Below are 23,269 nucleotides of genomic sequence, written 5' to 3'. Positions count from 1 at the left end.
TGGAACGTGGCGGCCGATGACACTGATTCCAGCATAGGCATTGCCGCCCCGGCTTGCGCTGCGCTGCCGTTAGCGGTCGGACAACGCCTGGGCGATGAAATGCCGGGAAACACGGGGTCGTGGCACACGCATGTCGAACCAGCCACGTACATCCTCTTCCAGCCCGATGCCATGCATGTAGTTGTACAAGGCCTTGTTCAGCGCCGTGCCAAGCGCGCCATGATCCACCCCGCTGGGGTCGACGAAGCCGATATCGTTCCTGGCAAAGCCACCCTGGGGCAGCGGCAGCAGCGTGACCCCGTATTCCTCCGGGTGCTGCCCCACCGGTGAGTGCACCGTGCAGGCAAAACGGTGGAAGAAGCCGGACTGGATGCAGCCGGCTTCGAACAGCTGGCGCACGTATTCCAGTGCATCCACCGTGTCCTGCACCGTCTGGGTCGGAAACCCGTACATGAGATAGGCATGCACCAGGATGCCGGCCTCGGTGAAGGCGTGGGTGACGCGGGCCACCTGATCCACCGAGACGCCTTTCTTCATCAATTTGAGCAGCCGGTCGGACGCCACCTCCAGCCCACCGGAAATCGCGATGCAGCCACTTTGCGCCAGCAGCTGGCACAACGCCGGGGTGAACGATTTCTCGAACCGCACATTGCCCCACCATGAAATCATCACGCCGCGCCGCAACAGTTCCTCGGCCAGGGCGCGGAGCATCTTGGGCGGCGCGGCTTCATCGACGAAGTGAAAGCCGGTCTGCCCTGTTTCGGCGACGATGCGTTCGATGCGGTCGACCAGCTCGGTGGCCGAGGCGGTCTCGTAGCGCGAGATGTAGTCCAGGCTCACATCGCAGAAGCTGCATTTCTTCCAGTAGCAGCCGTGTGCCACGGTCAGCTTGTTCCAGCGTCCGTCCGACCATAGCCTGTGCATCGGATTGAGCATGTCCAGAAGCGACAGATAGCGCTCCAGCGGCAGGCCGTCCCAGGTCGGTGTGCCGACCTCGGCAAAGGGTACGTCCGGCTCGGGGAACTGGATGTATCGGACCTCGCCCGCGTCGTTCCTGGAAAAGGTGCGTACCAGTCGCTGTGCCGAACGTTGGCCGGTCAGATGATCGAGCAGCGCCAGCAGCGGCCGCTCGCCTGCATCAAGGGTGACAAAATCGAAGTAGTCGAACACGCGCGGCTCGGCCAGCTCGCGCAGCTCGGTGTTGACAAAACCGCCGCCCAGCACAGTGACGATGGATGGATCGTGGACCTTGATCGTCTGGGCGATGCGGAAGGCGCCATAGACGGCCCCCGGGAAAGGGACCGACAGCAACACCACGTTGGGGGTGTGCTCGGCGAGGGTCGCCAGGGTCAGTGCCTGCAGCATGTGATCGACCAGATTGGCCGGCGCGGCCAGTGCCTGTGCCAGCGGTTCGAACGTCGGCTGGCTTTGTGCCAGCGATTCGGCATAGCGCACGAATTCGAAACGGGGGTCGACCGCATCGCGCACCACGTCGGCCAGGTCGTTCAGATACAGCGTCGCCAGATGCCGTGCACGGTCCTGCAGGCCCAAGGCGCCGAAGGCCCAGGCCAGCGGGTCGCCGCCATACGGTTCATCCGGATCGACGTAGGCTGCCAGCGAGTCAAAGCGAGCCCCCTCCGGCAGGAACTGGCGGGAGCAGATGCGGTGCGCGAGCGTGGCATCGCCGCCCTGCAAAAACCGCATGACCGGGACGATGGTGGCAAGGTAACGCTCGAACTGCGCGAGAAACGCGTCGACCTGCCCGCTACGCCGGCGGCGGGGCAGCGCTTCGGCCTGCTGCTGCAATTCACCCAGTCCCGCCGGGGAGAACAACGCCAGTACCAGGGCCAGCGCAAGGTCGGCCTGGGCAGCATGCACCCCGCGCGAACGCAGGAAGCCGGTCAGGTAGGCGGTTGCGGGATAAGGCGTGTTGAGCTGCGTCATCGGGGGGATGAGCGACAGCACGCGCACAGGTTGGGAAAGAGGAATCATGCTGCTGGGTTGCCATCGACCGCCGACGCGGACAGGATGCCCGATGCCGTCGTCCGACTCCAGGCAATGATGCGAATCGGGGGCTGCAGGTTCAGATCAACCCCAGCGCTTCGTCCTGGCCCAGCAGCAGGTTCAGGTTCTGCACCGCCGCGCCGGAAGCCCCCTTGCCCAGGTTGTCCAGCCGGGCGATCAGCACCAGCTCGTCGCCACTGGCGCTGGCGTAGGGCAGGATTTCCAGCTGGTTGGTGCCAGAGAGCGTGTCGGCGCGCAAGAAGGCACCGCGCAGCAGCGTGTCCTGTCGGTTGAGCGGTGCCACGGTCACAAAGCGTTCATCGGCATACCATTGCGCCAGCGTATCTGCGACCTGTTGGGCCGAGCCGTTCAACTGCGCGGCATGCAGCGGGATCGCCACCAACATGCCGGTCGGGAAATGACCGACGCTTGGCAGGAATACCGGCTTGGCGGTCAGGCCGCTGTGCTGCTGGATCTCGGGCAGATGTTTGTGTGACAGCCCCAGCCCGTAGAATGCGAACGGTTCGGGGTCCGTGTCTTCGTGCACTTCGATCAGCGCCTTGCCGCCGCCGGTATAGCCGGACACGCCGAGGATATTGAGTGCCGCGGTGGGCGGCAGCAGTGCCGCTGCGATCAGCGGACGCAGCAGCGCAATGGCCCCAGTGGCATAGCAGCCCGGGTTGGCGATCCGCTTGGCATTGGCGATCCGGTTCCGTTGACCCGATTCAAGCTCCGGAAAACCGTATACCCAGTCCGGGGCGACCCGGTGTGCCGTGCTGGCGTCGATCACCCGTACAGCCGGGTTGTGGATGGCCGCCACCGATTCCTTGGCAGCGTCGTCGGGCAGGCACAGGATGACGATATCGGCGCTGTTGAGCAGCGCTTCGCGGTCCGGCACCGAGCGGCGCAGTTCCACCGGCAGGCTGAGCAGGGCCAGATCCTCGCGGCCGGACAGCCGCTCGACGATCTGCAGGCCGGTGGTTCCGTGTTCGCCGTCGATGAAAAGAGTAGGCTTGCTCGCCATGCGGGTCTCCTGATGATTGATCGCGCAGCTTAGCTGCATGGCCCGCGCCGGGGCAACGGGCGCGGCGTTACGTTTTACATGCGGCCGGGCCCAGGGCCGGGCGCCGGTGGCCGTGCCGGAAGCCGTGTGCAAGACGCCCCTGGAAGCGTCTGCGCACGGTCGGTAGATGGCTCTTGGGATCGGCTGCCGCTGTCCATGGGTTCCTGGGCCGCGGCAGCGCGATTCAATCCTGCTCGGGCCTGACGCAATCGACGAAATAACGGAATTCGCCCTGGACCCTCTCCGCCACCAAACCGTGGATATAGGTCTCGAATCCCGGGAAGCGCGCGTTGAACTCACGCACGAAGCGCAGGTAGTCGACGATGGTGGCGTTGAATACCTCTCCGGGGATCAGCAATGGAATGCCGGGCGGGTAGGGGGTGAACATCACTGCGGTGATGCGGCCCTCCAGCTCATCGATCGGCACCCGGTCGATCTCACGGTGCGCCATCTTCGAAAATGCCTTGGCTGGCTTCATCGCCGGCGTCATGTTCGACAGATACATCTCGGTGGTGAGCCGCGCGACATCACGGGCCTTGTAGATGCCGTGGATCTCCTGGCACAGATCCTTCAGGCCGATGCGTTCGTATTGCGGGAACTGGTTGACGAACTCGGGCAGGATGCGCCACAGCGGCGCGTTCTTGTCGTAGTCGTCCTTGAACTGCTGCAAGGCAGTGAGCAAGGTGTTCCAACGGCCTTTGGTAATGCCGATGGTGAACATGATGAAGAACGAATACAGCCCGGTCTTTTCGATGACCACGCCATGTTCCGCCAGATACTTGCTGACGATGGCGGCCGGGATGCCGGTCTCGGCGAAATCGCCGTCCACATTGAGCCCCGGGGTCAGGATGGTGGCCTTGATCGGATCGAGCATGTTGAAGCCTTCGGCGATATCGCCAAAGCCATGCCAGTTCTCGCCCGCCTTGAGCATCCACGCATCGCGGTGGTCCAGCCCTTCGGCGGTCAGGTCATCGGGGCCCCATACCCTGAACCACCAGTCGTCGCCGTATTCCTCGTCCACCTTGCGCATCGCGCGTCGGAAGTCCAGCGCTTCGGTCAGCGATTCCTCCACCAGCGCGGTGCCCGCCGGGGCTTCCATCATCGCGGCAGCGACATCGCAACTGGCGATGATCGCGTACTGCGGGCTGGTGGAGGTGTGCATCAGATAGGCTTCGTTGAAGATGTCCCGATCCAGCTTGGTGTGCTTGGCGTCCTGCACCAGGATCTGCGATGCCTGTGAAATGCCGGCCAGAAGCTTGTGCGTGGACTGGGTGGAGAACACCATCGAGGTTTCGCAACGCGGCCGCCCTTCGCCGATGGCGTGGTAGTCGCCATAGAAATCGTGGAACGCGGCATGCGGCAGCCAGGCTTCGTCGAAATGCAGCGTTTCGATATGGCCGTCGAGCAGGCCCTTGATTTCCTCGACGTTGTACATGACGCCGTCGTAAGTCGATTGCGTGATCGTCAGCACGCGTGGCTTGGTATCGGGGTCTTTTTCCAGCTTCTCGCGGCAGAACGGATTGGCCAGCATCTTCTGGCGGATGGTCTCCGGCTCGAATTCCGAGCGCGGGATCGGGCCGATGATGCCGTAGTGGTTGCGCGTCGGCATCAGGAACACCGGTACGGCGCCCGTCATCATGATCGCGTGCAGGATGGACTTGTGGCAGTTGCGGTCCACCACCACGATGTCCCCCGGTGCCACCGTCGAATGCCAGACGATCTTGTTCGAGGTGGACGTGCCGTTGGTGACGAAGAACAGGTGATCGGCATTGAAGATGCGCGCGGCGTTGCGCTCGCTTGCCGCGACCGGACCGGTGTGATCGAGCAACTGCCCCAGCTCGTCGACCGCATTGCACACGTCGGCGCGCAGCATGTTCTCGCCGAAGAACTGGTGGAACATCTGTCCCACCGGGCTTTTCAGGAAAGCAACGCCGCCGGAGTGCCCCGGGCAGTGCCAGGAGTACGAGCCATCCTGCGCATAGTGCGTCAGCGCCCGGAAAAACGGCGGGGCAAGGCTGTCCAGATAGCTCTTGGCCTCGCGGATGATATGGCGCGCGACGAACTCGGGCGTGTCCTCGTGCATATGGATGAAACCATGCAGCTCACGCAGGATGTCGTTGGGGATATGGCGCGCCGTGCGGGTCTCGCCGTAGATGTAGAGCGGGATGTCCACATTGCGCCGGCGGATCTCCGCCACGAAGGTGCGCAGGTTGGCCAGGGCAAGCTGCGTTTCCTCGGGACTGCCGGCGCCGAACTCCTCGTCATCGATCGACAGGATGAAGCCGGCGGCACGGCTTTGTTGCTGCGCGAACGAGGTGAGGTCGCCATAGCTGGTGTAGCCCACCACCTCCATGCCCTCGGTCTGGATGGCCGCAGCCAGTTCGCGGATGCCCGAGCCGCTGGTGTTCTCGGAACGGAAGTCCTCGTCGATGATGACGATGGGGAAATGGAAACGCATGCCAGTGTCCTTTGAAAGCAATGCACGAGCTGCGCTTGGGGCACGGCGGAGGCCCGGAGGTTCCATCCGGCCGGCTTGAGGCGCTGGGAAGAGGGCGCTTTGCGCCGCGGTCCGGACAGGATTGTGCATGCAATCCTGCCTCCAGCCGGCCTCGAACGTCCCGCGAAGGGGCGTATGTTAATGGAGAAACGCGGGCTGCGGTAAGCCGCCGCCAATCAGCAGGTCCGTACCACACTCCAGGCATTGGTCCAGGCCCAGCCCACCCCGGGCTCGTAAGGCCCGCCTTGCGTGCACCACCCACCCACGGTGCATTTGAACTCCTTGCCCACATGGCGTACCACGTCGTTGGTCTGATAGGTCTTGCCGGTGGCATAGGCAGCGGCAGTACAACTGCCGGCCGAAGGTGTCGGTGTCGGTGTCGGTGTCGGTGTCGGTGTCGGTGTCGGTGTCGGTGTCGGTGTCGGTGTCGGCGTGGGTCCAGACGGCGGCGTTGGGGTTGGCACCGGCGTTGGCGAGCTCCAGCCAGTGCACGCGGTCAGTTTCTCCCAGGCATCGGACCATGGCGGAACGTTGTTCTGGGTCCAGTATTTGGCGCGATAGTTGTTGCCACTGTAGGAAACGAGATTGCCTGCGGTGTATACCTTGCTCGATTCCCAGCCGGTGTAGCAGGCGGTGCTGCTCGGCGTCGGTGTAGTGCTCGGCGTCGGTGTAGTGCTGGGCGTTGGAGAGGCTGGCGTGGGTGCGGGTGCTGGAGAAGGCACCGGGGACGATGGTGTGGACGATGGCGGGGTTGGCGATGGCGTGGGCGAGCTTGGGTTGGGTGTCGGCGTCGGGCTGGCAGGGGATGGCGTCGCACCGCTGCTGCCCGGCACTGTGACAAGCGCGCTGTCGTTGCGCATGCTGGTCTGCAGGACCACGTATTGCGTATCACCGCTGGCCTCCTGCCAGCTCACACTGACCTGCAGATTGTTATAGGGCTTGGGCCCTGCCCCCACCGGCCCTGATAGCGCAACATTGACGGTGTAGGTTGCGGTCCTGCCGGCAACGGTACGGCTGCCGGTGGTCAGGGCCAGATTGCTCAGCTTTCTGGCACGTGCGGATTCGAGTTCTGTCTGGGCCAGCAGCACTGCCTCATTGCGTTCCGAGGACATGGTGGTGGCACGGATGACGGTGCCCTGGTAACGCACGAGCCCGATGGCGGCAACGCCCAGCACGGAAGTCGCGATCAGCACTTCGATCAGGCTGAAGCCCTGACTGCGTCGCTGTTGCATCGCCTTCTCCTAGCTTTGGTGCGCTCGTATCAATATATAATATTTTTCTTATGCTTATGTCCTAAAAAAGAGCCGCGGCACAGCGGCTCCCGACTGACAGGCTAAGGCGTCGGCGTCACACCCGGTCCCAGGATGGAGTCGACTGCGCTGCGCAGGCTGCTTTGCATGACCACATGCTGCGACGCACCTTCGGTGTCCTGCCAACTGATCGTGACCTGCACGCTGGAAAAGGGGTTGGGCCCCACGGCAATGGTTGAAGGGGCACTACGCGCCACCGTGAACACCCCTGTCTGCCCGGTGACTTCGGTCGAAGTGGCACTGCCGAGCGTGCCACCGGCCAGCACGATTGCCCGTGCTTTTTCAAGCTCGGCCTGTCCGAGCAGTACCGCCTCGTTGCGTTCGGCGGCCACTGTGGTGTTGCGAGTCATCGTCCCCTGGTAGCGGGCCAGCGCCATGGCGGCCACGCTGATCATCAACATCGCGACCAGGACTTCGATCAGGCTGAAGCCTTCAATGCGTTTCATCATTTCAGAAATCCGCCCAGCTTTTCGAAGCCGAATTCAGTTCGGGTGGCAGGATGCCTGAACCATCCACCTTCTCATAGGTGACTTTGGTTGAGCCTTTATAGGCGTGGGTGGGTGCCAAACTACCGTTGGCGGCATCGAATCTCGTATTGGCGTTGCTGCCGATGACTTGACCTTCCGGTGCCACGTCCCAGGTGCTTTCCACAGCAATGGAGCCCATGATGTCAATCGTGCCTTCACCATAGACATTGTTGGCATAGACAAAGCCACTGCCTACCACGTTGAAATTGACCGGTTTAAGTGCACCATTGATGACGATGAATGAATTGGTGGCGTTGATGGTGCATGTACCGGTAACGTCTCCTTCGAGCCAAATGATCTTGCTGGTATACGTACCGGTGGGTGGGCAGCCGGTATAGACATTGGCACCCGCCGCGGTTTTGATCTCGGATTTTGATTTGCCAAAGATCTTGGTGAATAAATTCGAGGCAAGGGAAGGCTCTGGGTCTTCTGGATCGCAAGTGCCTGCCTTGCATTGGTAGGAAGTAGAGCCGTAATCTTCGAAACTGTTGGCATACATCACTGCGCAGGTGGGGTATTTGGCAGCCGTGGTCGCGGTCACATGGATCGATTGCCACGTATCGCCGTAATTGCCGATCGTCACTGCCGTGTCTCCCAGGCTGATGCCACCACTGATCTTGACCTGCCTTCTGACCTTGGCCCGCGGCACCTCGCCCGAGCAGGTATTGTGTCCGCTGCCGGTATTGCCCATGCAGCCCTCGCTGATGATCGACATCACCCCGCCATCCAACCGACCCTGGACGCGATAGGCAAGGGCTGGATTGACGCCCGAGGCCGGGCTGCTGACCAGGTCATAGGTGCCGGTGAAATATTTGGTGCCGTCGAATCTCTGGTTATTGGCAGTCGCGTAGGCGTTCCTGAATTTCACATTGCTGGCACCACTGCCGGGAAGGCAGGAAGTGGCGCCGCCAGCACCGGTATCTTTTTCAATGATCGTTGTCGAGGTGGTGTTGATGTTCTGGAAATCCGCTTCCACCTGGGCAATGAAGGCATTCATGCCTGCTTCGGCGGCACCGAGTGCCAGATTGTATTGGTACTGGTTGACGGACGATCTTTGAAACAGATAGGCGCTGCGGTTGGCGTAAAGCGTGGCAATGGTGGCGATGGCCACGAGCATCAGTGTCACGAACAATGCTGCGGCACCGCGTTGCCTCGGCAAAGGGTGTGCGATGGAGGCGGTGGACATGGTGTTCATCTGTTCCTCAATCACATTTGGTTATCTTGGTGCCGGCGCGGGTCGCCGAAACCGGGCAGGCCGGCAGATTGCGCAATTGCACGGTTTCACTGAGGGTACGGGTATTGCCGCTGGCATCCGTGCCGGTGATGTCGATCGTGACCGATTCCACCATGATCGCCCCGGTCGGGTTGCCCCCTGCATCCAGCGCCTGGATCGGTTTTGGTGTGAAAGTCAGACTGGTGATGGCCACATTGCTGGTCAGGTTCAAGGGCTCCCAGCCGGTGCCGGTGCAATTGGTGGTATTGATGGCGGTGGCACCGGTCAGCAGGTAGGCCTGCTGTGCGGTGGCATCGAAGCGCAGCCCGGTGACCTCGTTGGTGGCAACCGTACCTGCACCTGCAACCGGCACCGCACTGGCGATCGAGGTCGGGACATTGCGGTCATAGCGGAACACGACACAGCGGTAGATGCCGCTGTTGGCGGCCGTCGTTTGCGAGAACCAGATCTGGCGGAAGTACTTGGCATCGTTGCCGGTATCGTCCTCGCCCGCCGCGTTAAACCCGGCCCGGCGCAGTTCACGCCCCATGATGGTGACGACATCCTGCAGATTGCCATGGAAGCCGACCGCACGGACGCTGTCGCGAGCGCCGTTGAATGCATTGATGCCCAACGAGGCCGCCGCAATCAGCAGGAACATGCCGACGACGATCGAGATCATGATCTCGATCAACGACAGACCGCGTTGGCGAGACAGCGCATGCACATTCAACATGTCGGATATCCCCCGAGCGCAGGTTGACCGGTTGGCACGCAGATGCGGGTGATACCGGCGGCGGTGATCTGCACCGACAATTGATACGGACTTTTCCCGAACGTCGCGGTCTGCGTGGCGGTGACGCCGCCGGCAAACGCGGGCAGCATCCTTATTGCACTGAAAGCCGTGCCGTCGAGTCCTGTGCTGATGGCGAGGGTGATTTTGGGGTGCTGGGTGGGTGTCATCGAACGCAGGTCGCACGCTGCGCCAGCGGAGCAACTTGCGGCGCTGCTGGCCCGTATCACCCAGCTGCCGGTGGTGGTCGCCAGAATGAATACATCGGCATTGCGCTTGATGGATTCGCTCTTGGCAAACGAGACCAGGCTTTTGAATTCGACGGCGGCGGATTCGACCCGCTTCCGGTCCATCAGATCGGCGAATGAAGGCAGGGCGATGGCTGCGATAATCCCCAGGATCGCGACCACCAACAGCGCTTCAACGAGCGTGAAGCCTCTATTCCGGTAACTGGGAACAACCATTTATTTGCTCCAACATGCAGCCGGCTGGGGCGTGGTATTCCCGTTCTTGATGGTCAAGGTCAGCGAGGTGCAGCCGGAATCCTTGAGCTGACGACCCTGGGCTGCCGCCTTGATGCAATACGCCGTGCCTTTGGAGCTGGCACTGGCCAATGCTGCCGAGCAGTCTTCCGCGTGGATCGTCAGATTGTAATGCTGGCTTTCGGAGGTCAGCGTGGTGGCGCTTGTGGCAGTCAGGCCCAGGTTGGCGAAATCGTTGGTGTAGGCAGGATTGTTGGCACGCCATTTTTCCTCGGCCTGGGCAATCCGCTGCATGGTTGTCTGCGCGTCCGCGCGACGGGATTTGAGCACGTAATTCTGATAGCTGGGTACCGCGATGGCGGCGAGGATGCCAAGGATGGCGACCGTGATCATCAGTTCGATGAGCGTGAAGCCGGTGTCACTGCGGGCAAGACGATTACGCATTTCCACCCTCCGATGTCGTTGTCAGTTTTTTTCTGACCAATATCTTATGGGCTTCCCTTACTGTCGACAAGGCCTTGATTTTGCGCGCCCTGGCTGCACGGTCATCTGCTGACGCACGCATGCCTGTATAGGATAGGCGGTTAAACAATACGTTGATGACTGGCCCTGTACAGACGGTCGTTCACTGCCAGCCATCCGGCGGAATCGGGCGGACACTCCAGGTAGAGCGTGTCGAATCCAAGGGAATCAAGCTGACGCAAGGCGTCATAAATCAGGTGTGCATACAGTACGGGGTCGCCCGGCATGGGGTGCAGCAGGATCGAGGCAGGGTAGCCTTCGCTGCCCTGCAACGTGAGTACGGCAACGCGCTGACCTGCTGCCGCGGCGGCCGCCGCCAGCGTGCGCACGCTATGCATCGGGCCGGAAATCAACGGGGTGCGGGGCGCGTAATGGCTGTCGAGCAATCCTGATACCCGCAACTTGGCACTCTGGCTGTGGCGATGATGTTCAAGGCGCACGCCCAGCAGATCCTCGATCTGCTCCCGCAGCACACCGCCAGGGCGCAGCAGCTTGGGGGGGCCATCGAGCAGGGCGATGATGGTCGATTCGACACCGACCTCGCACTGGCCGCCGTCGAGCACCAGCGGGCACTGGCTGCCGAACTCGTCCCGCACATGCTGCGCCGTGGTGGGGCTGACATGGCCGAAACGGTTGGCGGACGGTGCCGCCAGGCCGCCGCCGAACTGGCGCAGCAGGGTCTGGGTGACCGGATGCGCCGGCGCGCGCAGGCCGACGGTGTCCTGACCGCCGGTGACTGCATCGGGAACCTGGGGTTGGCGCCGCAGGATGAGCGTGAGCGGCCCTGGCCAGAAGGCTTCGGCCAGGCGCCAGGCATGCGCCGGGATGTCGGTTGCCCAGTCCGCGAGCTGGGCGCTGCCGGCGATATGCACGATCACCGGATGGTCGGCCGGCCGACCCTTCAGCGCAAAGATCTTGGCGATCGCCTGAGGGTTGGCGGCGTCGGCCGCCAGGCCATATACCGTTTCGGTGGGAATGGCGACCAGTTCTCCGGCACGGAGACGGTCGAGCGCGAGCGCCGTTTCGGTCATCACGATGGGTGCACCTGCAAAACCCGGATTATACCGCCGGCACTCCCTGCGGCGGGGCCGGTGCCGGCGGATGAGGCTCAGAAGCGCTCGGGCAGCTTTTGCAGGATGATGATGCGCTTGTTTTCCAGCTTCACATAGCCACCGAACACCAGCTCCTTGAGGATGCGCGCGATCATCTCGCGCGAGGAGCCGACGCGATCGGCGATCGCCTGCTGGGTCAACGGTTCGTGGATCATCCAGTGATCCTCGAACTCCGACGCCATCTCTTCAAACAAGGCCCTGACCCGGCCGTAGACGTCCAGCAGCGCCAGGTTCTTCATCGTCAGCGACAGCCGGCGGACCATGCGGGCCAGGTTGAGGATCAGCTTGTCCTTGAGCTGGGGATAAGCTTCGAGCGCCGTACGGAAATCCTGTTTGCTGAACATGATGAAGGTGGAGTCCTCCTCCACCTGCACCGACCAGCCGCGCGGTTCGTCGTCGATCATCGAGATCTCGCCGTATACATCGCCGGGTTCCCCGATCTGGAACACGAATTCCTTGCCCTGGTTGTCGCTGGTGAAGGAGCGGGTGCGTCCTTCCATCTGGACATACATCGCTTCGGCCGGATCACCCTCCCGGAACAGGAAGCTGCCCTTGGGCAATTGCCGTTTGACCGCGGCTTGCATGACGACTTCGAGGTCTGCGTCGGAAAACCCCTCGAAGATCGCAATTTCTCCAAGGAAGGCGCGGACTGTCAGGTCCATGGATATTTCTCCGGTGGCTTTTTTCAGTGATTGCTGGATTCGGAAGCGGGCGCCGAGGCCGCCGCACTGGCTGCGGGCGCTGCATGGCGGGGCGCTGGGGTCGGGTCCGGCGGTGGCGGGATGATATCGAGCTTCTTGGCTTGCATGTACTCGTTCATCTGCTTCCAGCCGGCGAAGATGTCCGCCTTCGAGACCCGGGGATTGCGTTGGTAGCAGTCTTCAAGCGCGCGGCCGCTCTGGCGACAACCCGCGCCGATCGCCTGCCCGTTCTCGGTCTGCTGGTTCAACGCATTGTTGATCTGGTCGCACCCGGCCAGCAGGCTCAGGACCAGTGACAGGCAGATCGGTGCAGAAAGACGCATTTTAGGGCGGCTGGATCGGGTGGCAGATTTTCCGGATTGTAGGAGAATCGATTCCCGGACGGAACCGGTCCGCACGCCGTCAAAGGCGGGGCATCGTGCAAGAGCCCGGCTCAGCTGCGCTCGCCCATCGACCGGAGCAGCCAACGCTTGTTGCCGTCGTGCTGCTTGGCAAAACGCCATGTCTCCTGGAAAGGCACGGAATTGGACCCCGCCACCAGCTTGCCGTAGAAGCGCACATGGGCCGTCAGCACATCACTTTCATGTGCAAGCTGCGCAAGTTCGATATGCAATTCAGGAAAAGCGGCGCGCTCCCCGCGCGCGCCCTCCGGGCGGACCAGATCGTTGAAGACCTCGGCAGTCACATACTTGCGCAGTACCTCCAGCTTCGCCGGATCATCCTGTTCGCGGATATGGACGAATGTGGATTTGGCGTGGCGCAAAAAGGCTGCGATTTCGGTGCCGTCGGGCAGGCGGCCCGAGTGGGCAAGGGTGGCATCGATCTGATTGCTGACGTGATAGAAGCGCTGTGGCTCGACGTCGTTATCAAGTTGCCAACCGGGCATGGGGCGGGTTTCCGGGTAGGGGTCGACCACCGGCCGCTCGCTGCGGCGCAGGTAGAACAGGCCGCCCAGCGTCAGTCCGCCCAACAGGACGAGCCATGCCCAGGGCAGGTTGCCCACTGCCGAGCCAGGACTGGAGGCCTCGCCCTGAGCGGCCAGTGCACTACCGTGCAAGCCCAGGCAAAAAAGCAGCAGATGAGGTGTACGCAATAAATCCATGCGGCACGATCAGAATCAGATCAAGGAAGAACTTTAGTGTGAAGGAATATGCCGGAGTTTCGAAGGTGGGGAAACGCGGCCCGGTTTACAAGATAGCTGAAAGCGGGCCGTCATGCGCCAAGGCGGGCACAATCGTGGCTAGCTGCGTTGGCCTCGTTCCACCGTGACGCCGACGCGTGTCACCTCGTGCAGAATTCCCGGCTTGATGACCGAAACCCGGGTCCAAGGCGCGCAGAACTGCTCGCGGATCACCTTGGCGATATGGTCCGCCAATGCCTCCAGCAGCAAGAAGTGCTGCGCTTCGAGCTCCTTGCGCAGATGGGTGACGAGCTGGTCGTAATTGATGGTGTCGTTCAGGTTGTCGGTGTGGCATGCCCGGGTGGAGGGCAGCGCGATTTCCAGATCGAGTTCCACCACCTGGGGCGCGACGCGCTCCCAGTCATAGCACCCGATCAGTGTCCGGGCGCGCACGCCCTGCAAGAAGATAATATCCATGGATTTGCCGACAGGCGGTGGACGGTTTGACGTCGTGCGCGCCGGATGACTTACAATGCCGAGCGCTCGATTGTAGTGGATTTCCTGATGACACCGTTAATTGCAGTGTTGATTGCTTATCTGATCGGCTCCCTTTCGTTTGCCGTGATCGTGTCGAAGGCGATGGGGCTGGCCGATCCGCGTTCCTATGGTTCGGGCAATCCGGGGGCGACCAATGTGCTGCGCACCGGCAACAGGAAGGCCGCGGCGCTCACGCTGGCGGGTGATGCGGCCAAGGGATGGCTGGCCGTGTTTCTGGCGCTGGCCTTGGGTACACGTCTGGGCCTCATGCCGCGCGATATCGCCTGCGTCGCCCTGGCCGTGTTTGTCGGGCACCTGTGGCCGGTGTTCTTCCGTTTTCAGGGGGGCAAAGGCGTGGCCACCGCAGCCGGTGTGTTGCTGGCACTGGATTGGCGGGTCGGGGTGGCCACGCTGCTGGTATGGCTGATCGTCGCCAAGGGGTTGAGGATTTCCTCACTGGCTGCGCTGATTGCTGCCGTGCTGGCGCCCCTGCTGATGTTCTGGCTGGCGCCACACCGCGAGTACTTCTACGTCAGTCTCGCACTCAGCGCCTTATTGATCGCCCGGCATCATCGCAATATCCGCAACCTGCTGAACGGGCGGGAAGGACAGATCGGCACGCCCGGCAAGGATGGCGGTCAGGCTTGACGATGCGCCTTGCGACACGGCTCAACCGCGCTTGCTGTCGTTGCGTACCAGCCGTTGCTTCTCGCGCTGCCATTCACGCTCTTTTTCGCTGTTGCGCTTGTCATGCTGCTTCTTGCCCTTGGCCAAACCGATCTCGAGCTTGATCCGACCGCGGGTGTAATGCATGTTGAGGGCGGCGACAGTGTAGCCGGCGCGTGCCACCAGGCCGGACAGCCGTTCGATCTCGCGCCGGTGCAGCAGCAGTTTGCGCGGGCGTACCGGGTCGGTCGTAATATGGGTCGACGCAGTGGTCAGCGGCGAGATATGGGCCCCAAGCAGCCAGAAATCCCCGTTCGCGTAGCTGACGTAGGATTCCTTCAACTGCACGCGCCCGGCGCGGATCGATTTCACTTCCCAGCCTTGCAGCATCAATCCGGCTTCGAACCGGTCCTCGATGAAATAGTCGTGGAAGGCCTTGCGGTTGTCGACGATGGTCATGGTGGAGCGATTGCAAATAAACCGCGATTGTAACCAAGGCACAACCTGACGCACGAGGCCAAGCATGCGCAATCTCATCATTTACGTCGGCGGCACCATTGGGATGCGTGCGGCGGCAGGCGGCCTTGCCCCGGCAAGCGGGTGGCTGACACAGCAGCTGATGGCGCGCCATCCTGAGTGCGATGTGCTGGAGTACGTGCCGCTGCTCGATTCGAGCAGCATGACACCGGTGCATTGGGTGCGTCTTGCCGAGGATATCCGGCTGCGTGCCAGCACCTACCGCGGCGTCGTGGTACTGCATGGGACCGATACACTGGCCTGGACCGCCGCGGCACTGGCCTATCAACTATGTGACAGCACGATCCCGGTGGTATTGACCGGGGCAATGCAGCCCTGGGATGCCGCTGGCAGCGATGCACCCGGCAATGTGGCGACTGCATTGGCCTTGGTGAATGAGCCGGCGTTCCGGGAGGTCGGTGTGGTGTTTGCGGGGCGGCTATGGCGCGCCACCCGGGTACGCAAGCTTGACAGCCAGGGTCAGGAGGCCTTCGCCACCCCTGCCGTGGCACCATTGGGCCGGTTCGACGGCGAGCGCTGGATACTGGCGCACCATAGGCTGCTGCCGCCTGCCGTGCCGCCGCGGGCATTGATCCTGGCGCCCGACAAGCGCGTGGTGCTGTGCAGACTGGCTCCAGGCTTCAGCGCGCATTGGTTGGGCCGGCAATTGATGCGCGGCGGCTGCGATGCGTTGGTGCTCGAAACCTACGGCAGTGGCAACGTACCTGACCATCCGGACCTGCTGGCCGCGCTGTCAGAACTGGCCCAGGAGGTACCGGTGGTCAATTGCACCCAATGCCTGCGTGGCGGGGTCACGATGGGACAGTACGCCAGCAGCGGGCCGTTGGTGGCCGCGGGGGTCTGGAATGGTGCGGAGATGACGTCCGAGGCGGCGCTCGTCAAATTGCACGGGGTCCTGGGCGAGGGCGGCGCTCTGGCCCGGATGCGCGACCGTTTCGAATCCGTGCTGGCCGATGACCGCTGACCCGCGTAGCCGCAGCACGGATCGCATGGTATAGTGCCGGTCTCCATGGCGGGTCTCCCCGCATGGCTAGAGGGTGAACCTGGTCAGGTCCGGAAGGAAGCAGCCACAGCCTTTGATGCCAGTGCCGGGGGTCAGGCTCGCCACCTTCCCCATTTCCATGACCATGAGCGCGCCGTGCTGCTGTACGCGCTCATGGCCTGTCTTGCCTTTCAGTAATTTCTGAAAACAGCAAAACAAACTTGATGTCGATCAAGGACGAAGACAGAGCCGGGGCGCAGACTTCATTTCGCAAGCTGATGCTTCGTGTATCTCCAGTGGTAATTGAGCCCCGTGCCAGGCACGGGGCCTTTTTTTTGCATCAATGGAACTGGAATTTGAACCAAGGCAGCGCCTTGTAATCGAAACGGGCCGCGCTGCATAATGCGCCATCCTTTGCCTAGCCCCCGCCCATGAAGTTTCTCTTCGATCTGTTTCCGGTTCTGATTTTCTTCGGCGTCTATCTGGGGACCGGCGATCTGTTCGTCGCCACCGGGGTCGCCATCATCGCCACGGCTGCACAGGTCCTCTTCGCCTGGTGGCGCTGGGGCAAGGTCGAGCCCATGCTCTGGATCAGCTTCCTGCTGATCGCCCTGCTGGGCGGGGCCACACTGCTGTTCCACGACAAGACCTTCATCCTGTGGAAGCCCACGGCGCTGTACTGGGCGTTTGCGCTGATCCTGGGCGGCGCCAAGCTGTTCAAGGGGCGCGATCTGCTGCGCGCGCTGATGGGCAACCAGATGTCGCTGCCGGATCCGGTCTGGACCGGCGTCACGCTCGCATGGATCACGTTCTTCGTGCTGATGGGCCTGCTCAACCTGTTCGTGGCGTTTTCGTTCTCCGAAACGGTATGGGTCAACTTCAAGACCTTCGGCACCCTGGGCCTGACTTTGGTGTTCGTGGTCGGACAGGGCCTCGTGCTGTCGCGCTATCTGCAGGATGGCGAGGCAGAATCCCCGGCCGCAGTCGAGGAAAAATAACCGATGCCGCTCTACGCCATCATCGGAACCGATCGCGCCGACAGTCTGTCCGAGCGGCTGGCCCAGCGCCCGGCGCATCTGGCGAGGCTGCAGACGCTGCAGCACGAAGGCCGGCTGATCCTGGCCGGACCGTTTCCGGCGGTGGATGCGCCGGACCCCGGGCCGGCCGGGTTTTCCGGGAGTCTGATCGTCGCCGAGTTCGATTCACTGTCGGCGGCGCAGGCGTGGGCCGAGGCTGATCCTTATCGCCAATCGGGTGTGTACGAGGCGGTGAGCGTCAAGCCATTCAAGTACGTATTGCCGTAACGAGGTGGTCATCACAACGATGGACGTCGACCAGGAGATCCGCCGCCGATTGCAGTCCCTCAATCCCGAGGCGCTCGAGTTGCACGACGACAGCGCGGCGCACGCCGGCCATGCCGGTGCCGCGGCCGGGGGAGGGCACTTCGAGTTGACGGTCGTTTCGGCGGCGTTTGCCGGACAACCGGCCTTGGCGCGGCACCGGCAGGTGTATAGGCTGTTGGCCGACCTGATTCCGGCTCGCATCCATGCCTTGCAGATCCGGGCGTTCAGTCCGGACGAGTTTTGATTTTCCGCCAACGATTCCGTGGTTTTCCAAGAAAGGACCCAACAATAATGCGTCAAACCAAGAAACTTGCCCTTGCTGTCACGCTGGCCCTGTCCGCTGCCGGTGCGTTTGCGGCAGTCGCCACTGTCAATGGCGTCGCCATCCCGGACAGCCGTCTGGACTTCTTCGTCAAGCAGGTGGCCGAGCGTGGCCAGAAGGATACGCCGGAGCTGCGTGCCCGCATCAAGGAAGAACTGGTGCGCAACGAAGTGCTGGTGCAGGAAGCGGCCAAGAAGGGCCTGGAAAAGAACAGCGATGTGCAGACCCGCCTCGAGCTTGCGCGGCAGCAGATCCTGGTTGGTGCCCTGGTCAACGAGTACGTCAAGACCAACCCGGTCTCCGAGGCCGAGCTCAAGAAGGAATACGAGCGGATCAAGGTCAACCTGTCTGGCAAGGAATACAAGGCGCGCCATATCCTGGTGAAGGAAGAAGCCGAGGCCAAGACCATCGTGGCCGAGCTGAAGAAGGGCAAGAAGTTCGAAGACCTGGCCAAGGAGAAGTCGATCGACAAGGGCAGCGCGCAGAATGGCGGCGATCTGGGCTGGTCCAATCCGAGCGCGTTCGTACCTGAATTCGGCAATGCGCTCAAGGCGATGCAGAAGGGCAAGCTGTCCGAGCCGGTCAAGAGCCAGTTCGGCTACCACATCATCAAGCTCGATGACGTGCGCGATGCCAAGGGCCCGAACTACGAGGAACTGAAGCCGGAACTGCAGCGTGAGCTGCAGGGCCAGAAGGTGCAGAACTACGTCAAGGGTCTGGTCGACAAGGCCAAGGTCCAGTAATCCGGCTATAACGCCGTGATGACGCCCCGCAGTTGCGGGGCGTTGTTGTTTGAGGAGCGGTTCGGAAAGATGATGCCATCCTGGCCGGTCGGGATGATGGCCTTGCTGCTATGGGGCACGGTGCTGGCGCTCTGGTGGCCCGGGCGCCGGCTGTGGCTGGTATTGCTGGCGGCCACGCTGGCCGTCGCCCTCCATGCGGGGGTGCTGCGCTGGTGGGCCTTGGTGCCGCTGCTGGCAGGCTTCGCGCTGTACGCGCTTGCCGGCCGTGCACGCAGCGGTCCGATACGCTGGCTGGCCCATGTGTTGTTTGCCGCCTGGGCCGTGGCGAGCGCGCTGCATATATGGCCGGGCGTGCGCAATCCGCTGCTGCTGGGCCCGGTGCGGTTGAGTGCCGACAGCGTGCCCTACACCCTGTATCTCAATCTGGACAAGACCCTGGTGGCACTGGTGCTGCTGGGCTGCGGCGCGGTACTGCGGCGTCGGGCCGCCGTACCCGGCGCATCCTGGCAGCTGGTGTGGCTGCTGCTGCCGCTGGCCGGCGTGCTTGTCCTGGCCAGTGCCGCCGGGCTCGTGGCACCGCAATGGAAGCTGCCGCCCTGGTTGCCGCTATGGGTGATGTGCAACCTGCTGCTCACCTGTGTGGCGGAAGAGGCGTTCTTCCGCGGATATCTGCAGCGGCGGCTGGAGCGGACCTTGGGGTTGCATGCCGGCTGGTTGCTTGCCAGCGCCGCATTTGGCCTTGCACATATGAGCGGGGGGGCGTTGTATGCGGCGCTCGCTGCCGTGGCGGGCGGCTGCTACGGCTTGGCCTACCGGGTCAGCGGGCGCTTGGAGGGCGCGATCGCGCTGCATTTTCTGTTCAACCTCGCCCACCTCGTCGGCTTTACTTATCCGGCGCTTGCGCCGTCTGCTGCTTGAGCTTGCCCTGTTCGTGACGCCAGCGCGCGCCGATGTTCACGTCGGCAAGCTGGGCGTCGGTCAGTTCCCCCAGGCCCTTTTCGCGGGCCCGCTCGCGGATGCCGGTAAGGCATTCGGGGGCGCTCAGTTCGGTACTGCCTTCGAACAGCACCTTGCCGCATGGCCCGAGTACCGCAAGATAGGTGGGTGGATCGGCATCGAGCAGCGGATTGGGCACATAGGCCGGTTCGGGTTGGGCGGCCGCGGCCGAGGTCGCGGCAGCCGTGCTGGCATTGGGATCGGGCGTGGGTTCGCAGGCGGCAAGCAGCAATGCTGCGACGAGCGCTCCCAGGGTGGACAGACGGTTCATGACTCCTCCGGAATTTGTTGTTGGCGGCCTATCCGGCTGGCATGACGGGCAGGCTGCGCGATTGTAGCGCGCCGCACCGCGAAATCGCGCCTGGAAACGCTCAATGGCCGCGTAGCGCGTACCAGAGCAGGCCCAGCATTTCGTGCAGCGCGGTACGGCTTTGCTGCAAGGCCCCGGCGCTGGGCAGCAGCGAAAGCAGCCATGCCGGCTCCGGGCTGGCATAGTCGGTGCCGGCGGGGACCACAGTGAATCCGGCGCTGCGAAAGGCTTGGCTGGCACGGGGCAGATGCCATGCCTGACTGACCAGCCCCACCCGGCGCTGGTCCGGGGGCAGCATGGCGGCAGTGGCCTGGGCGTTGTCGACGGTATCGTTGGCGCCGGCTTCCACCCAGCGTACCGGTACTGCGAATTCGCGCTCCAGCACCGCTTGCATCAATACCGCTTCGGCGATGCCGCCCTTGGGTCTGCCGCCGGTGACCAGCAATGGCTTGTTCCAGCGCCGCGCCAGCTGGGCGGCATAGCGCAGCCTCGCCAGCGTGCCGTTGTTCACGGTTTCGCCGCCGACCTGATCGCGGGCCGCCAACCGCTTGCCGCCACCAAGCACCACGATGGCGTCGACTGTTGCCAGCTGTGTCAAAGGGGTGGGCGCGGGCTCCAGCCGCTGCAGCAGCCAGGTGGCGCATCCGGGGGTGCTGAGCAGATACAGCGCGCTGGCCGCCAACGTCAGCAGCGCACGCGCCACGCGCGGACGACGGGTGTGCAGATGCCATGCGGCAAAGAGCAGCAGCACAAGGCTGCCGGGCGGGAGCAGCAGACTGGCGATCGCATTCTTGGCGACGATACTGCCGACCATCATCAAAGCCCCGCGCAAATGCAACGGGCCGCATCATCGCGGCCCGTTCCGATCCGGTCAAGCCGGGCGGATCATTCGCCCAGGTAGGCCTGCTGGATCGCTTCGTTGGCCAGCAGCACCTTGGCGTCGTCAGCCAGGGTGATCCTGCCGCTTTCCATCACATAGCCGCGGTCGGCGGTTTCCAGTGCGAGCTTGGCGTTCTGCTCGACCAGCAGCATGGTCACCCCCTCGGCGGCGATCATCCGGATGATGTCGAAGATCTTCTGCACGATGATGGGCGCAAGGCCCATCGACGGCTCGTCCAGCAGCAGCAGCCTGGGGCGGCTCATGATGGCGCGGCCGATCGCCACCATCTGCTGCTCGCCGCCCGACAGTGTGCCGGCGAGTTGCAGCCGCCGCTCCTTCAGGCGAGGGAACAGGTCGTAGACGCGTGCCATGTCGTTGGCAATGCCGGCCTTGTCGTTGCGGGTATGCGCGCCCATCTGCAGGTTCTCTTCCACCGTCAACCGCGGGAACACGCCACGGCCTTCCGGCACCAGCACCAGGCCGCGGTTCACGTAGTGGTAGGGCGCGAGCCTGGCGGTGTTCTCGCCATTGAAGGTGATGCTGCCGCCAGCGGGCTTGACCAGGCCGACCAGCGTCTTCAGCGTGGTGCTCTTGCCGGCGCCATTGGCGCCGATCAGCGCGACCAGCTCGCCCTGCCTGACTTCCAGGTTGATGCCCTTGACGGCGTGGATGCCGCCGTAGGCGACTTTCAGGTCTTCGACTTTCAGCAGAGCGTCGGTCATTGCGGCGCCACTCCCAGATACGCTTCGATCACCCGTGGATCGTTCTTCACGGCTTCGGGCACGCCCTCGGCGATCTTCTTGCCGTAATCGAGCACCGCGATGCGGTCACACAGGCCCATCATCAGCTTCACGTCGTGCTCGATCAGCAGGATGGTCACACCGTCGGCGCGCACCTTTTCCATCAGCTTCTTCAGCCCCTCGGTCTCGGAGGGATTCATGCCGGCGGCCGGCTCGTCGAGCGCCAGCAGTGTCGGGCGGGTGGCGAGGGCGCGGGCGATCTCCAGCCGACGCTGGTCGCCGTAGGAGAGATTGCGCGCCAGCTCGTCGTGGCGGCGACCGATGCCGACGTAGTCGAGCAGCTCCTGCGCCCGGGTCTTGATGCCGGCTTCCTCGGCACGGGCCCTGGGGTGACGCAGCACGGCGCCGATCACGCCGGTGCGGGTGCGCACGTGCTGGCCGACCATCACGTTCTCCAGTGCCGTCATGTTGGCGAACAGCCGGATGTTCTGGAAAGTACGGGCAATGCCCGATTCGACCACCACATAGGGCTTCTTGCGGAACAAATCACGGCCAGCGAAGGTGAACGCGCCTTCGTCCGGCTGGTAGAGCCCGGTCAGCACGTTGAACAGGGTGGTCTTGCCGGCACCATTGGGGCCGATCAGGCCGTAGATCTCGCCGACGTTGATCGCCAGGCTGACATCGTTCAGCGCATGCAGGCCACCGAAGCGCTTATGGATGCCGCGGATTTCGAGCAAGGGCGCGCTCATGCCTTGGCCTCCTCGTCGTGTTCATGGAATTCGCGGGCACGGCGCTTGGACGGCCACAGTCCTTCGGGGCGCAGCAGCATGATGATGATCATCGCCAGGCCAAAGATCAGCATGCGCAGGTTTTCCGGATCGAGCACGCGGCGGCCGAACAGGCCTTCCTGCAACGGATTGATCACATCGCGCAGGATTTCCGGGGTGATGGCGACGATGATGGCGCCGAGGATCACGCCCGGAATATGGCCCATGCCGCCCAGCACCACCATGCACAGCACCATGATCGATTCCATCAGCACGAACGACTCGGGCGAGACGAAACCCTGGAAGCTGGCGAACAGCGCGCCGGATACCCCGCCGAACGAGGCGCCCATGGCGAAGGCCAGCAGTTTCACATTGCGGATGTTGATGCCCATGGCGTTGGCGGCGATCTCGTCCTCGCGCAGGGCCACCCAGGCGCGGCCGATGCGCGAGTGCTGCAGCCGCAGGGTGACGAAGATGATGAAGATGCAGAACGCCAGGATCAGGTAGTAGTAGAGATGCACCATGTCAAAGGTGAGCCCCAGCCATTCCATCGGCCGGCCGAAATCGATACCGAGGAAGTGCACCTTGTCGATGTTGTTGACGCCCTGCGGGCCGTTGGTGATGTTTACCGGGCGGTCGAGGTTGTTCATGAAGATGCGGATGATCTCGCCAAAGCCCAGCGTCACGATGGCTAGGTAGTCGCCACGCAGCTTGAGCACCGGCGTGCCCAGCATCACGCCGAACATGCCGGCGAGCACCGCGGCGATGATCAGCATCACGATGAAGTTCGGCCCCATCAGCCACACCGGCAGCAGCGCCTGCAGGTGCGGTGAATTCAGCAAGGCGTAGGCGTAGGCGCCGACGGCGTAGAAGGCGATGTAGCCAAGGTCCAGCAGGCCGGCGTAGCCGACCACGATATTGAGGCCGAGCGCCAGCATGATGTAGAGCAGCGCGAAATCGACCGCGCGCACCCACGATTTGCCGTTCTCGAAGCCGCCGGTCAGCACCCAGGGCAACACCGCCAGGGCCACGGCAAGCAGTGCATAGACAATCGCCTTGCCGTGGCGCGTCTGCATGAATGCGAAGTTCATAGTTCTAGGGC

General features: G+C 63.0%; 27 protein-coding genes and 1 other RNA gene. 8 read left to right on the top strand and 20 right to left on the bottom strand.

Features of this window, described 5'->3' with window-relative positions:
- Positions 1-69: 69 nt before the first annotated feature.
- The 14 genes from N8I74_RS13005 to N8I74_RS12935 form a co-directional block, all read right to left on the bottom strand.
- The gene (locus N8I74_RS13005; protein WP_263123530.1) at positions 70-1,992 is read right to left on the bottom strand and encodes a B12-binding domain-containing radical SAM protein; all 1,923 of its coding nucleotides are present in this window, start codon (positions 1,990-1,992) and stop codon (positions 70-72) included.
- Positions 1,993-2,083: 91 nt separating this feature from the next.
- The gene (gene argC, locus N8I74_RS13000) at positions 2,084-3,028 is read right to left on the bottom strand and encodes an N-acetyl-gamma-glutamyl-phosphate reductase (protein WP_263123529.1); all 945 of its coding nucleotides are present in this window, start codon (positions 3,026-3,028) and stop codon (positions 2,084-2,086) included.
- Positions 3,029-3,251: 223 nt separating this feature from the next.
- A complete protein-coding gene (locus tag N8I74_RS12995; protein ID WP_263123528.1) occupies positions 3,252-5,525 on the bottom strand; it encodes an arginine/lysine/ornithine decarboxylase in 2,274 nt (757 codons plus the stop codon).
- Between the two features lie 215 nt (positions 5,526-5,740).
- Positions 5,741-6,796: a carbohydrate-binding protein gene (locus N8I74_RS12990; protein ID WP_263123527.1), complete on the bottom strand. Its 1,056-nt coding sequence runs from the start codon at positions 6,794-6,796 to the stop codon at positions 5,741-5,743.
- Between the two features lie 101 nt (positions 6,797-6,897).
- Positions 6,898-7,323, bottom strand: a complete 426-nt coding sequence (locus N8I74_RS12985; protein WP_263123526.1) for a type IV pilus modification PilV family protein — start codon at positions 7,321-7,323, stop codon at positions 6,898-6,900.
- 1 nt (position 7,324) lies between these two features.
- A complete protein-coding gene (locus tag N8I74_RS12980; protein WP_263123525.1) occupies positions 7,325-8,596 on the bottom strand; it encodes a pilus assembly PilX family protein in 1,272 nt (423 codons plus the stop codon).
- A 7-nt stretch (positions 8,597-8,603) separates the two neighbouring features.
- Positions 8,604-9,350 (bottom strand): PilW family protein, encoded by a 747-nt coding sequence (locus tag N8I74_RS12975; protein ID WP_263123524.1) that lies wholly within the window; start codon positions 9,348-9,350, stop codon positions 8,604-8,606.
- Positions 9,344-9,871 (bottom strand): GspH/FimT family pseudopilin, encoded by a 528-nt coding sequence (locus tag N8I74_RS12970; RefSeq protein WP_263123523.1) that lies wholly within the window; start codon positions 9,869-9,871, stop codon positions 9,344-9,346. The genes N8I74_RS12975 and N8I74_RS12970 overlap by 7 nt, the downstream gene beginning before the upstream one ends.
- Positions 9,872-10,333, bottom strand: a complete 462-nt coding sequence (locus N8I74_RS12965; RefSeq protein ID WP_308445857.1) for a type IV pilin protein — start codon at positions 10,331-10,333, stop codon at positions 9,872-9,874.
- Between the two features lie 140 nt (positions 10,334-10,473).
- Positions 10,474-11,442 (bottom strand): L-threonylcarbamoyladenylate synthase, encoded by a 969-nt coding sequence (locus N8I74_RS12955; RefSeq protein WP_263126754.1) that lies wholly within the window; start codon positions 11,440-11,442, stop codon positions 10,474-10,476.
- Positions 11,443-11,519: 77 nt separating this feature from the next.
- A complete protein-coding gene (locus N8I74_RS12950) occupies positions 11,520-12,185 on the bottom strand; it encodes a Crp/Fnr family transcriptional regulator (protein ID WP_263123522.1) in 666 nt (221 codons plus the stop codon).
- A 23-nt stretch (positions 12,186-12,208) separates the two neighbouring features.
- Complete coding sequence (locus N8I74_RS12945) at positions 12,209-12,547, bottom strand: hypothetical protein (RefSeq protein WP_263123521.1); 339 nt, start codon at positions 12,545-12,547, stop codon at positions 12,209-12,211.
- 110 nt (positions 12,548-12,657) lie between these two features.
- Positions 12,658-13,227, bottom strand: a complete 570-nt coding sequence (locus N8I74_RS12940) for a Tim44 domain-containing protein (protein ID WP_263123520.1) — start codon at positions 13,225-13,227, stop codon at positions 12,658-12,660.
- A 237-nt stretch (positions 13,228-13,464) separates the two neighbouring features.
- Complete coding sequence (locus N8I74_RS12935; protein WP_263123519.1) at positions 13,465-13,821, bottom strand: dihydroneopterin aldolase; 357 nt, start codon at positions 13,819-13,821, stop codon at positions 13,465-13,467.
- 87 nt (positions 13,822-13,908) lie between these two features.
- On the opposite strand from N8I74_RS12935, the gene plsY reads away from it, so the two are divergent.
- Positions 13,909-14,529, top strand: coding sequence for a glycerol-3-phosphate 1-O-acyltransferase PlsY (gene plsY, locus N8I74_RS12930; RefSeq protein WP_263126753.1), 621 nt, complete (start codon positions 13,909-13,911; stop codon positions 14,527-14,529).
- 21 nt (positions 14,530-14,550) lie between these two features.
- On the opposite strand, the gene smpB is transcribed toward plsY, so the two are convergent.
- Positions 14,551-15,006 (bottom strand): SsrA-binding protein SmpB, encoded by a 456-nt coding sequence (gene smpB / locus N8I74_RS12925; protein WP_263123518.1) that lies wholly within the window; start codon positions 15,004-15,006, stop codon positions 14,551-14,553.
- A gap of 64 nt (positions 15,007-15,070) precedes the next feature.
- Between smpB and N8I74_RS12920 the strand changes: the two genes are divergently transcribed.
- The 7 genes from N8I74_RS12920 (at position 15,071) to N8I74_RS12890 (ending at position 19,392) form a co-directional block, all read left to right on the top strand.
- Complete coding sequence (locus N8I74_RS12920) at positions 15,071-16,048, top strand: asparaginase (RefSeq protein WP_263123517.1); 978 nt, start codon at positions 15,071-15,073, stop codon at positions 16,046-16,048.
- 47 nt (positions 16,049-16,095) lie between these two features.
- Positions 16,096-16,193: signal recognition particle sRNA small type (ffs, locus tag N8I74_RS12915), an RNA gene on the top strand.
- Between the two features lie 304 nt (positions 16,194-16,497).
- The gene (locus N8I74_RS12910; RefSeq protein ID WP_263123516.1) at positions 16,498-17,064 is read left to right on the top strand and encodes a septation protein A; all 567 of its coding nucleotides are present in this window, start codon (positions 16,498-16,500) and stop codon (positions 17,062-17,064) included.
- Positions 17,065-17,067: 3 nt separating this feature from the next.
- Positions 17,068-17,370 (top strand): YciI family protein, encoded by a 303-nt coding sequence (locus N8I74_RS12905; protein ID WP_263123515.1) that lies wholly within the window; start codon positions 17,068-17,070, stop codon positions 17,368-17,370.
- Between the two features lie 19 nt (positions 17,371-17,389).
- Positions 17,390-17,653 carry a BolA family protein gene (locus tag N8I74_RS12900; RefSeq protein ID WP_263123514.1) on the top strand — a complete coding sequence of 88 codons (264 nt, stop codon included), beginning with the start codon at positions 17,390-17,392 and terminating at the stop codon, positions 17,651-17,653.
- A 47-nt stretch (positions 17,654-17,700) separates the two neighbouring features.
- Positions 17,701-18,474 carry a peptidylprolyl isomerase gene (locus N8I74_RS12895; protein ID WP_263123513.1) on the top strand — a complete coding sequence of 258 codons (774 nt, stop codon included), beginning with the start codon at positions 17,701-17,703 and terminating at the stop codon, positions 18,472-18,474.
- Positions 18,475-18,543: 69 nt separating this feature from the next.
- The gene (locus tag N8I74_RS12890; RefSeq protein ID WP_263123512.1) at positions 18,544-19,392 is read left to right on the top strand and encodes a CPBP family intramembrane glutamic endopeptidase; all 849 of its coding nucleotides are present in this window, start codon (positions 18,544-18,546) and stop codon (positions 19,390-19,392) included.
- Here the strand turns inward: N8I74_RS12890 and N8I74_RS12885 are convergent.
- The 5 genes from N8I74_RS12885 to N8I74_RS12865 all read right to left on the bottom strand — a co-directional run bounded on the left by N8I74_RS12885 (position 19,358) and on the right by N8I74_RS12865 (position 23,258).
- Positions 19,358-19,741 carry a hypothetical protein gene (locus tag N8I74_RS12885; protein ID WP_263123511.1) on the bottom strand — a complete coding sequence of 128 codons (384 nt, stop codon included), beginning with the start codon at positions 19,739-19,741 and terminating at the stop codon, positions 19,358-19,360. The genes N8I74_RS12890 and N8I74_RS12885 overlap by 35 nt on opposite strands.
- A gap of 100 nt (positions 19,742-19,841) precedes the next feature.
- On the bottom strand, positions 19,842-20,597 hold the full coding sequence (locus N8I74_RS12880) for a YdcF family protein (RefSeq protein ID WP_263123510.1): 756 nt from the start codon (positions 20,595-20,597) through the stop codon (positions 19,842-19,844).
- A 68-nt stretch (positions 20,598-20,665) separates the two neighbouring features.
- Positions 20,666-21,382, bottom strand: coding sequence for an ABC transporter ATP-binding protein (locus N8I74_RS12875; protein WP_263123509.1), 717 nt, complete (start codon positions 21,380-21,382; stop codon positions 20,666-20,668).
- Positions 21,379-22,149, bottom strand: a complete 771-nt coding sequence (locus N8I74_RS12870) for an ABC transporter ATP-binding protein (RefSeq protein ID WP_263123508.1) — start codon at positions 22,147-22,149, stop codon at positions 21,379-21,381. The genes N8I74_RS12875 and N8I74_RS12870 overlap by 4 nt, the downstream gene beginning before the upstream one ends.
- Entirely contained in the window at positions 22,146-23,258 is a 1,113-nt protein-coding gene (locus N8I74_RS12865) for an ABC transporter permease subunit (protein WP_263123507.1), read from the bottom strand. Before N8I74_RS12865 ends, N8I74_RS12870 begins: the two co-directional genes overlap by 4 nt.
- Between the last annotated feature and the right edge of the window lie 11 nt (positions 23,259-23,269).

The organism is Chitiniphilus purpureus (genome assembly GCF_025642115.1).
Classification (GTDB): Bacteria; Pseudomonadota; Gammaproteobacteria; order Burkholderiales; family Chitinibacteraceae; genus Chitiniphilus; species Chitiniphilus purpureus.
The sequence above is the reverse complement of the archived record's forward strand: the minus strand, read 5'-3'. Positions and strand labels throughout refer to the sequence as shown.

Excerpts from the sequence above, each read along its gene's own strand:
- N8I74_RS12995 (WP_263123528.1), bottom strand. The coding sequence starts at position 5,525 with ATGCGTTTCCATTTCCCCATCGTCATCATCGACGAGGACTTCCGTTCC.
- argC (WP_263123529.1), bottom strand. The coding sequence starts at position 3,028 with ATGGCGAGCAAGCCTACTCTTTTCATCGACGGCGAACACGGAACCACC.
- N8I74_RS12950 (WP_263123522.1), bottom strand. The coding sequence starts at position 12,185 with ATGGACCTGACAGTCCGCGCCTTCCTTGGAGAAATTGCGATCTTCGAG.
- N8I74_RS12905 (WP_263123515.1), top strand. The coding sequence starts at position 17,068 with ATGCCGCTCTACGCCATCATCGGAACCGATCGCGCCGACAGTCTGTCC.
- N8I74_RS12890 (WP_263123512.1), top strand. The coding sequence starts at position 18,544 with ATGATGCCATCCTGGCCGGTCGGGATGATGGCCTTGCTGCTATGGGGC.
- N8I74_RS12980 (WP_263123525.1), bottom strand. The coding sequence starts at position 8,596 with ATGAACACCATGTCCACCGCCTCCATCGCACACCCTTTGCCGAGGCAA.
- N8I74_RS12865 (WP_263123507.1), bottom strand. The coding sequence starts at position 23,258 with ATGAACTTCGCATTCATGCAGACGCGCCACGGCAAGGCGATTGTCTAT.
- N8I74_RS12920 (WP_263123517.1), top strand. The coding sequence starts at position 15,071 with ATGCGCAATCTCATCATTTACGTCGGCGGCACCATTGGGATGCGTGCG.
- N8I74_RS12935 (WP_263123519.1), bottom strand. The coding sequence starts at position 13,821 with ATGGATATTATCTTCTTGCAGGGCGTGCGCGCCCGGACACTGATCGGG.
- N8I74_RS12955 (WP_263126754.1), bottom strand. The coding sequence starts at position 11,442 with ATGACCGAAACGGCGCTCGCGCTCGACCGTCTCCGTGCCGGAGAACTG.
- N8I74_RS12880 (WP_263123510.1), bottom strand. The coding sequence starts at position 20,597 with ATGATGGTCGGCAGTATCGTCGCCAAGAATGCGATCGCCAGTCTGCTG.
- N8I74_RS12895 (WP_263123513.1), top strand. The coding sequence starts at position 17,701 with ATGCGTCAAACCAAGAAACTTGCCCTTGCTGTCACGCTGGCCCTGTCC.
- N8I74_RS12985 (WP_263123526.1), bottom strand. The coding sequence starts at position 7,323 with ATGATGAAACGCATTGAAGGCTTCAGCCTGATCGAAGTCCTGGTCGCG.
- N8I74_RS13005 (WP_263123530.1), bottom strand. The coding sequence starts at position 1,992 with ATGATTCCTCTTTCCCAACCTGTGCGCGTGCTGTCGCTCATCCCCCCG.
- N8I74_RS12970 (WP_263123523.1), bottom strand. The coding sequence starts at position 9,871 with ATGGTTGTTCCCAGTTACCGGAATAGAGGCTTCACGCTCGTTGAAGCG.
- N8I74_RS12870 (WP_263123508.1), bottom strand. The coding sequence starts at position 22,149 with ATGAGCGCGCCCTTGCTCGAAATCCGCGGCATCCATAAGCGCTTCGGT.
- N8I74_RS12875 (WP_263123509.1), bottom strand. The coding sequence starts at position 21,382 with ATGACCGACGCTCTGCTGAAAGTCGAAGACCTGAAAGTCGCCTACGGC.
- smpB (WP_263123518.1), bottom strand. The coding sequence starts at position 15,006 with ATGACCATCGTCGACAACCGCAAGGCCTTCCACGACTATTTCATCGAG.
- N8I74_RS12945 (WP_263123521.1), bottom strand. The coding sequence starts at position 12,547 with ATGCGTCTTTCTGCACCGATCTGCCTGTCACTGGTCCTGAGCCTGCTG.
- N8I74_RS12900 (WP_263123514.1), top strand. The coding sequence starts at position 17,390 with ATGGACGTCGACCAGGAGATCCGCCGCCGATTGCAGTCCCTCAATCCC.
- N8I74_RS12990 (WP_263123527.1), bottom strand. The coding sequence starts at position 6,796 with ATGCAACAGCGACGCAGTCAGGGCTTCAGCCTGATCGAAGTGCTGATC.
- N8I74_RS12910 (WP_263123516.1), top strand. The coding sequence starts at position 16,498 with ATGAAGTTTCTCTTCGATCTGTTTCCGGTTCTGATTTTCTTCGGCGTC.
- N8I74_RS12885 (WP_263123511.1), bottom strand. The coding sequence starts at position 19,741 with ATGAACCGTCTGTCCACCCTGGGAGCGCTCGTCGCAGCATTGCTGCTT.
- plsY (WP_263126753.1), top strand. The coding sequence starts at position 13,909 with ATGACACCGTTAATTGCAGTGTTGATTGCTTATCTGATCGGCTCCCTT.
- N8I74_RS12975 (WP_263123524.1), bottom strand. The coding sequence starts at position 9,350 with ATGTTGAATGTGCATGCGCTGTCTCGCCAACGCGGTCTGTCGTTGATC.
- N8I74_RS12965 (WP_308445857.1), bottom strand. The coding sequence starts at position 10,333 with ATGCGTAATCGTCTTGCCCGCAGTGACACCGGCTTCACGCTCATCGAA.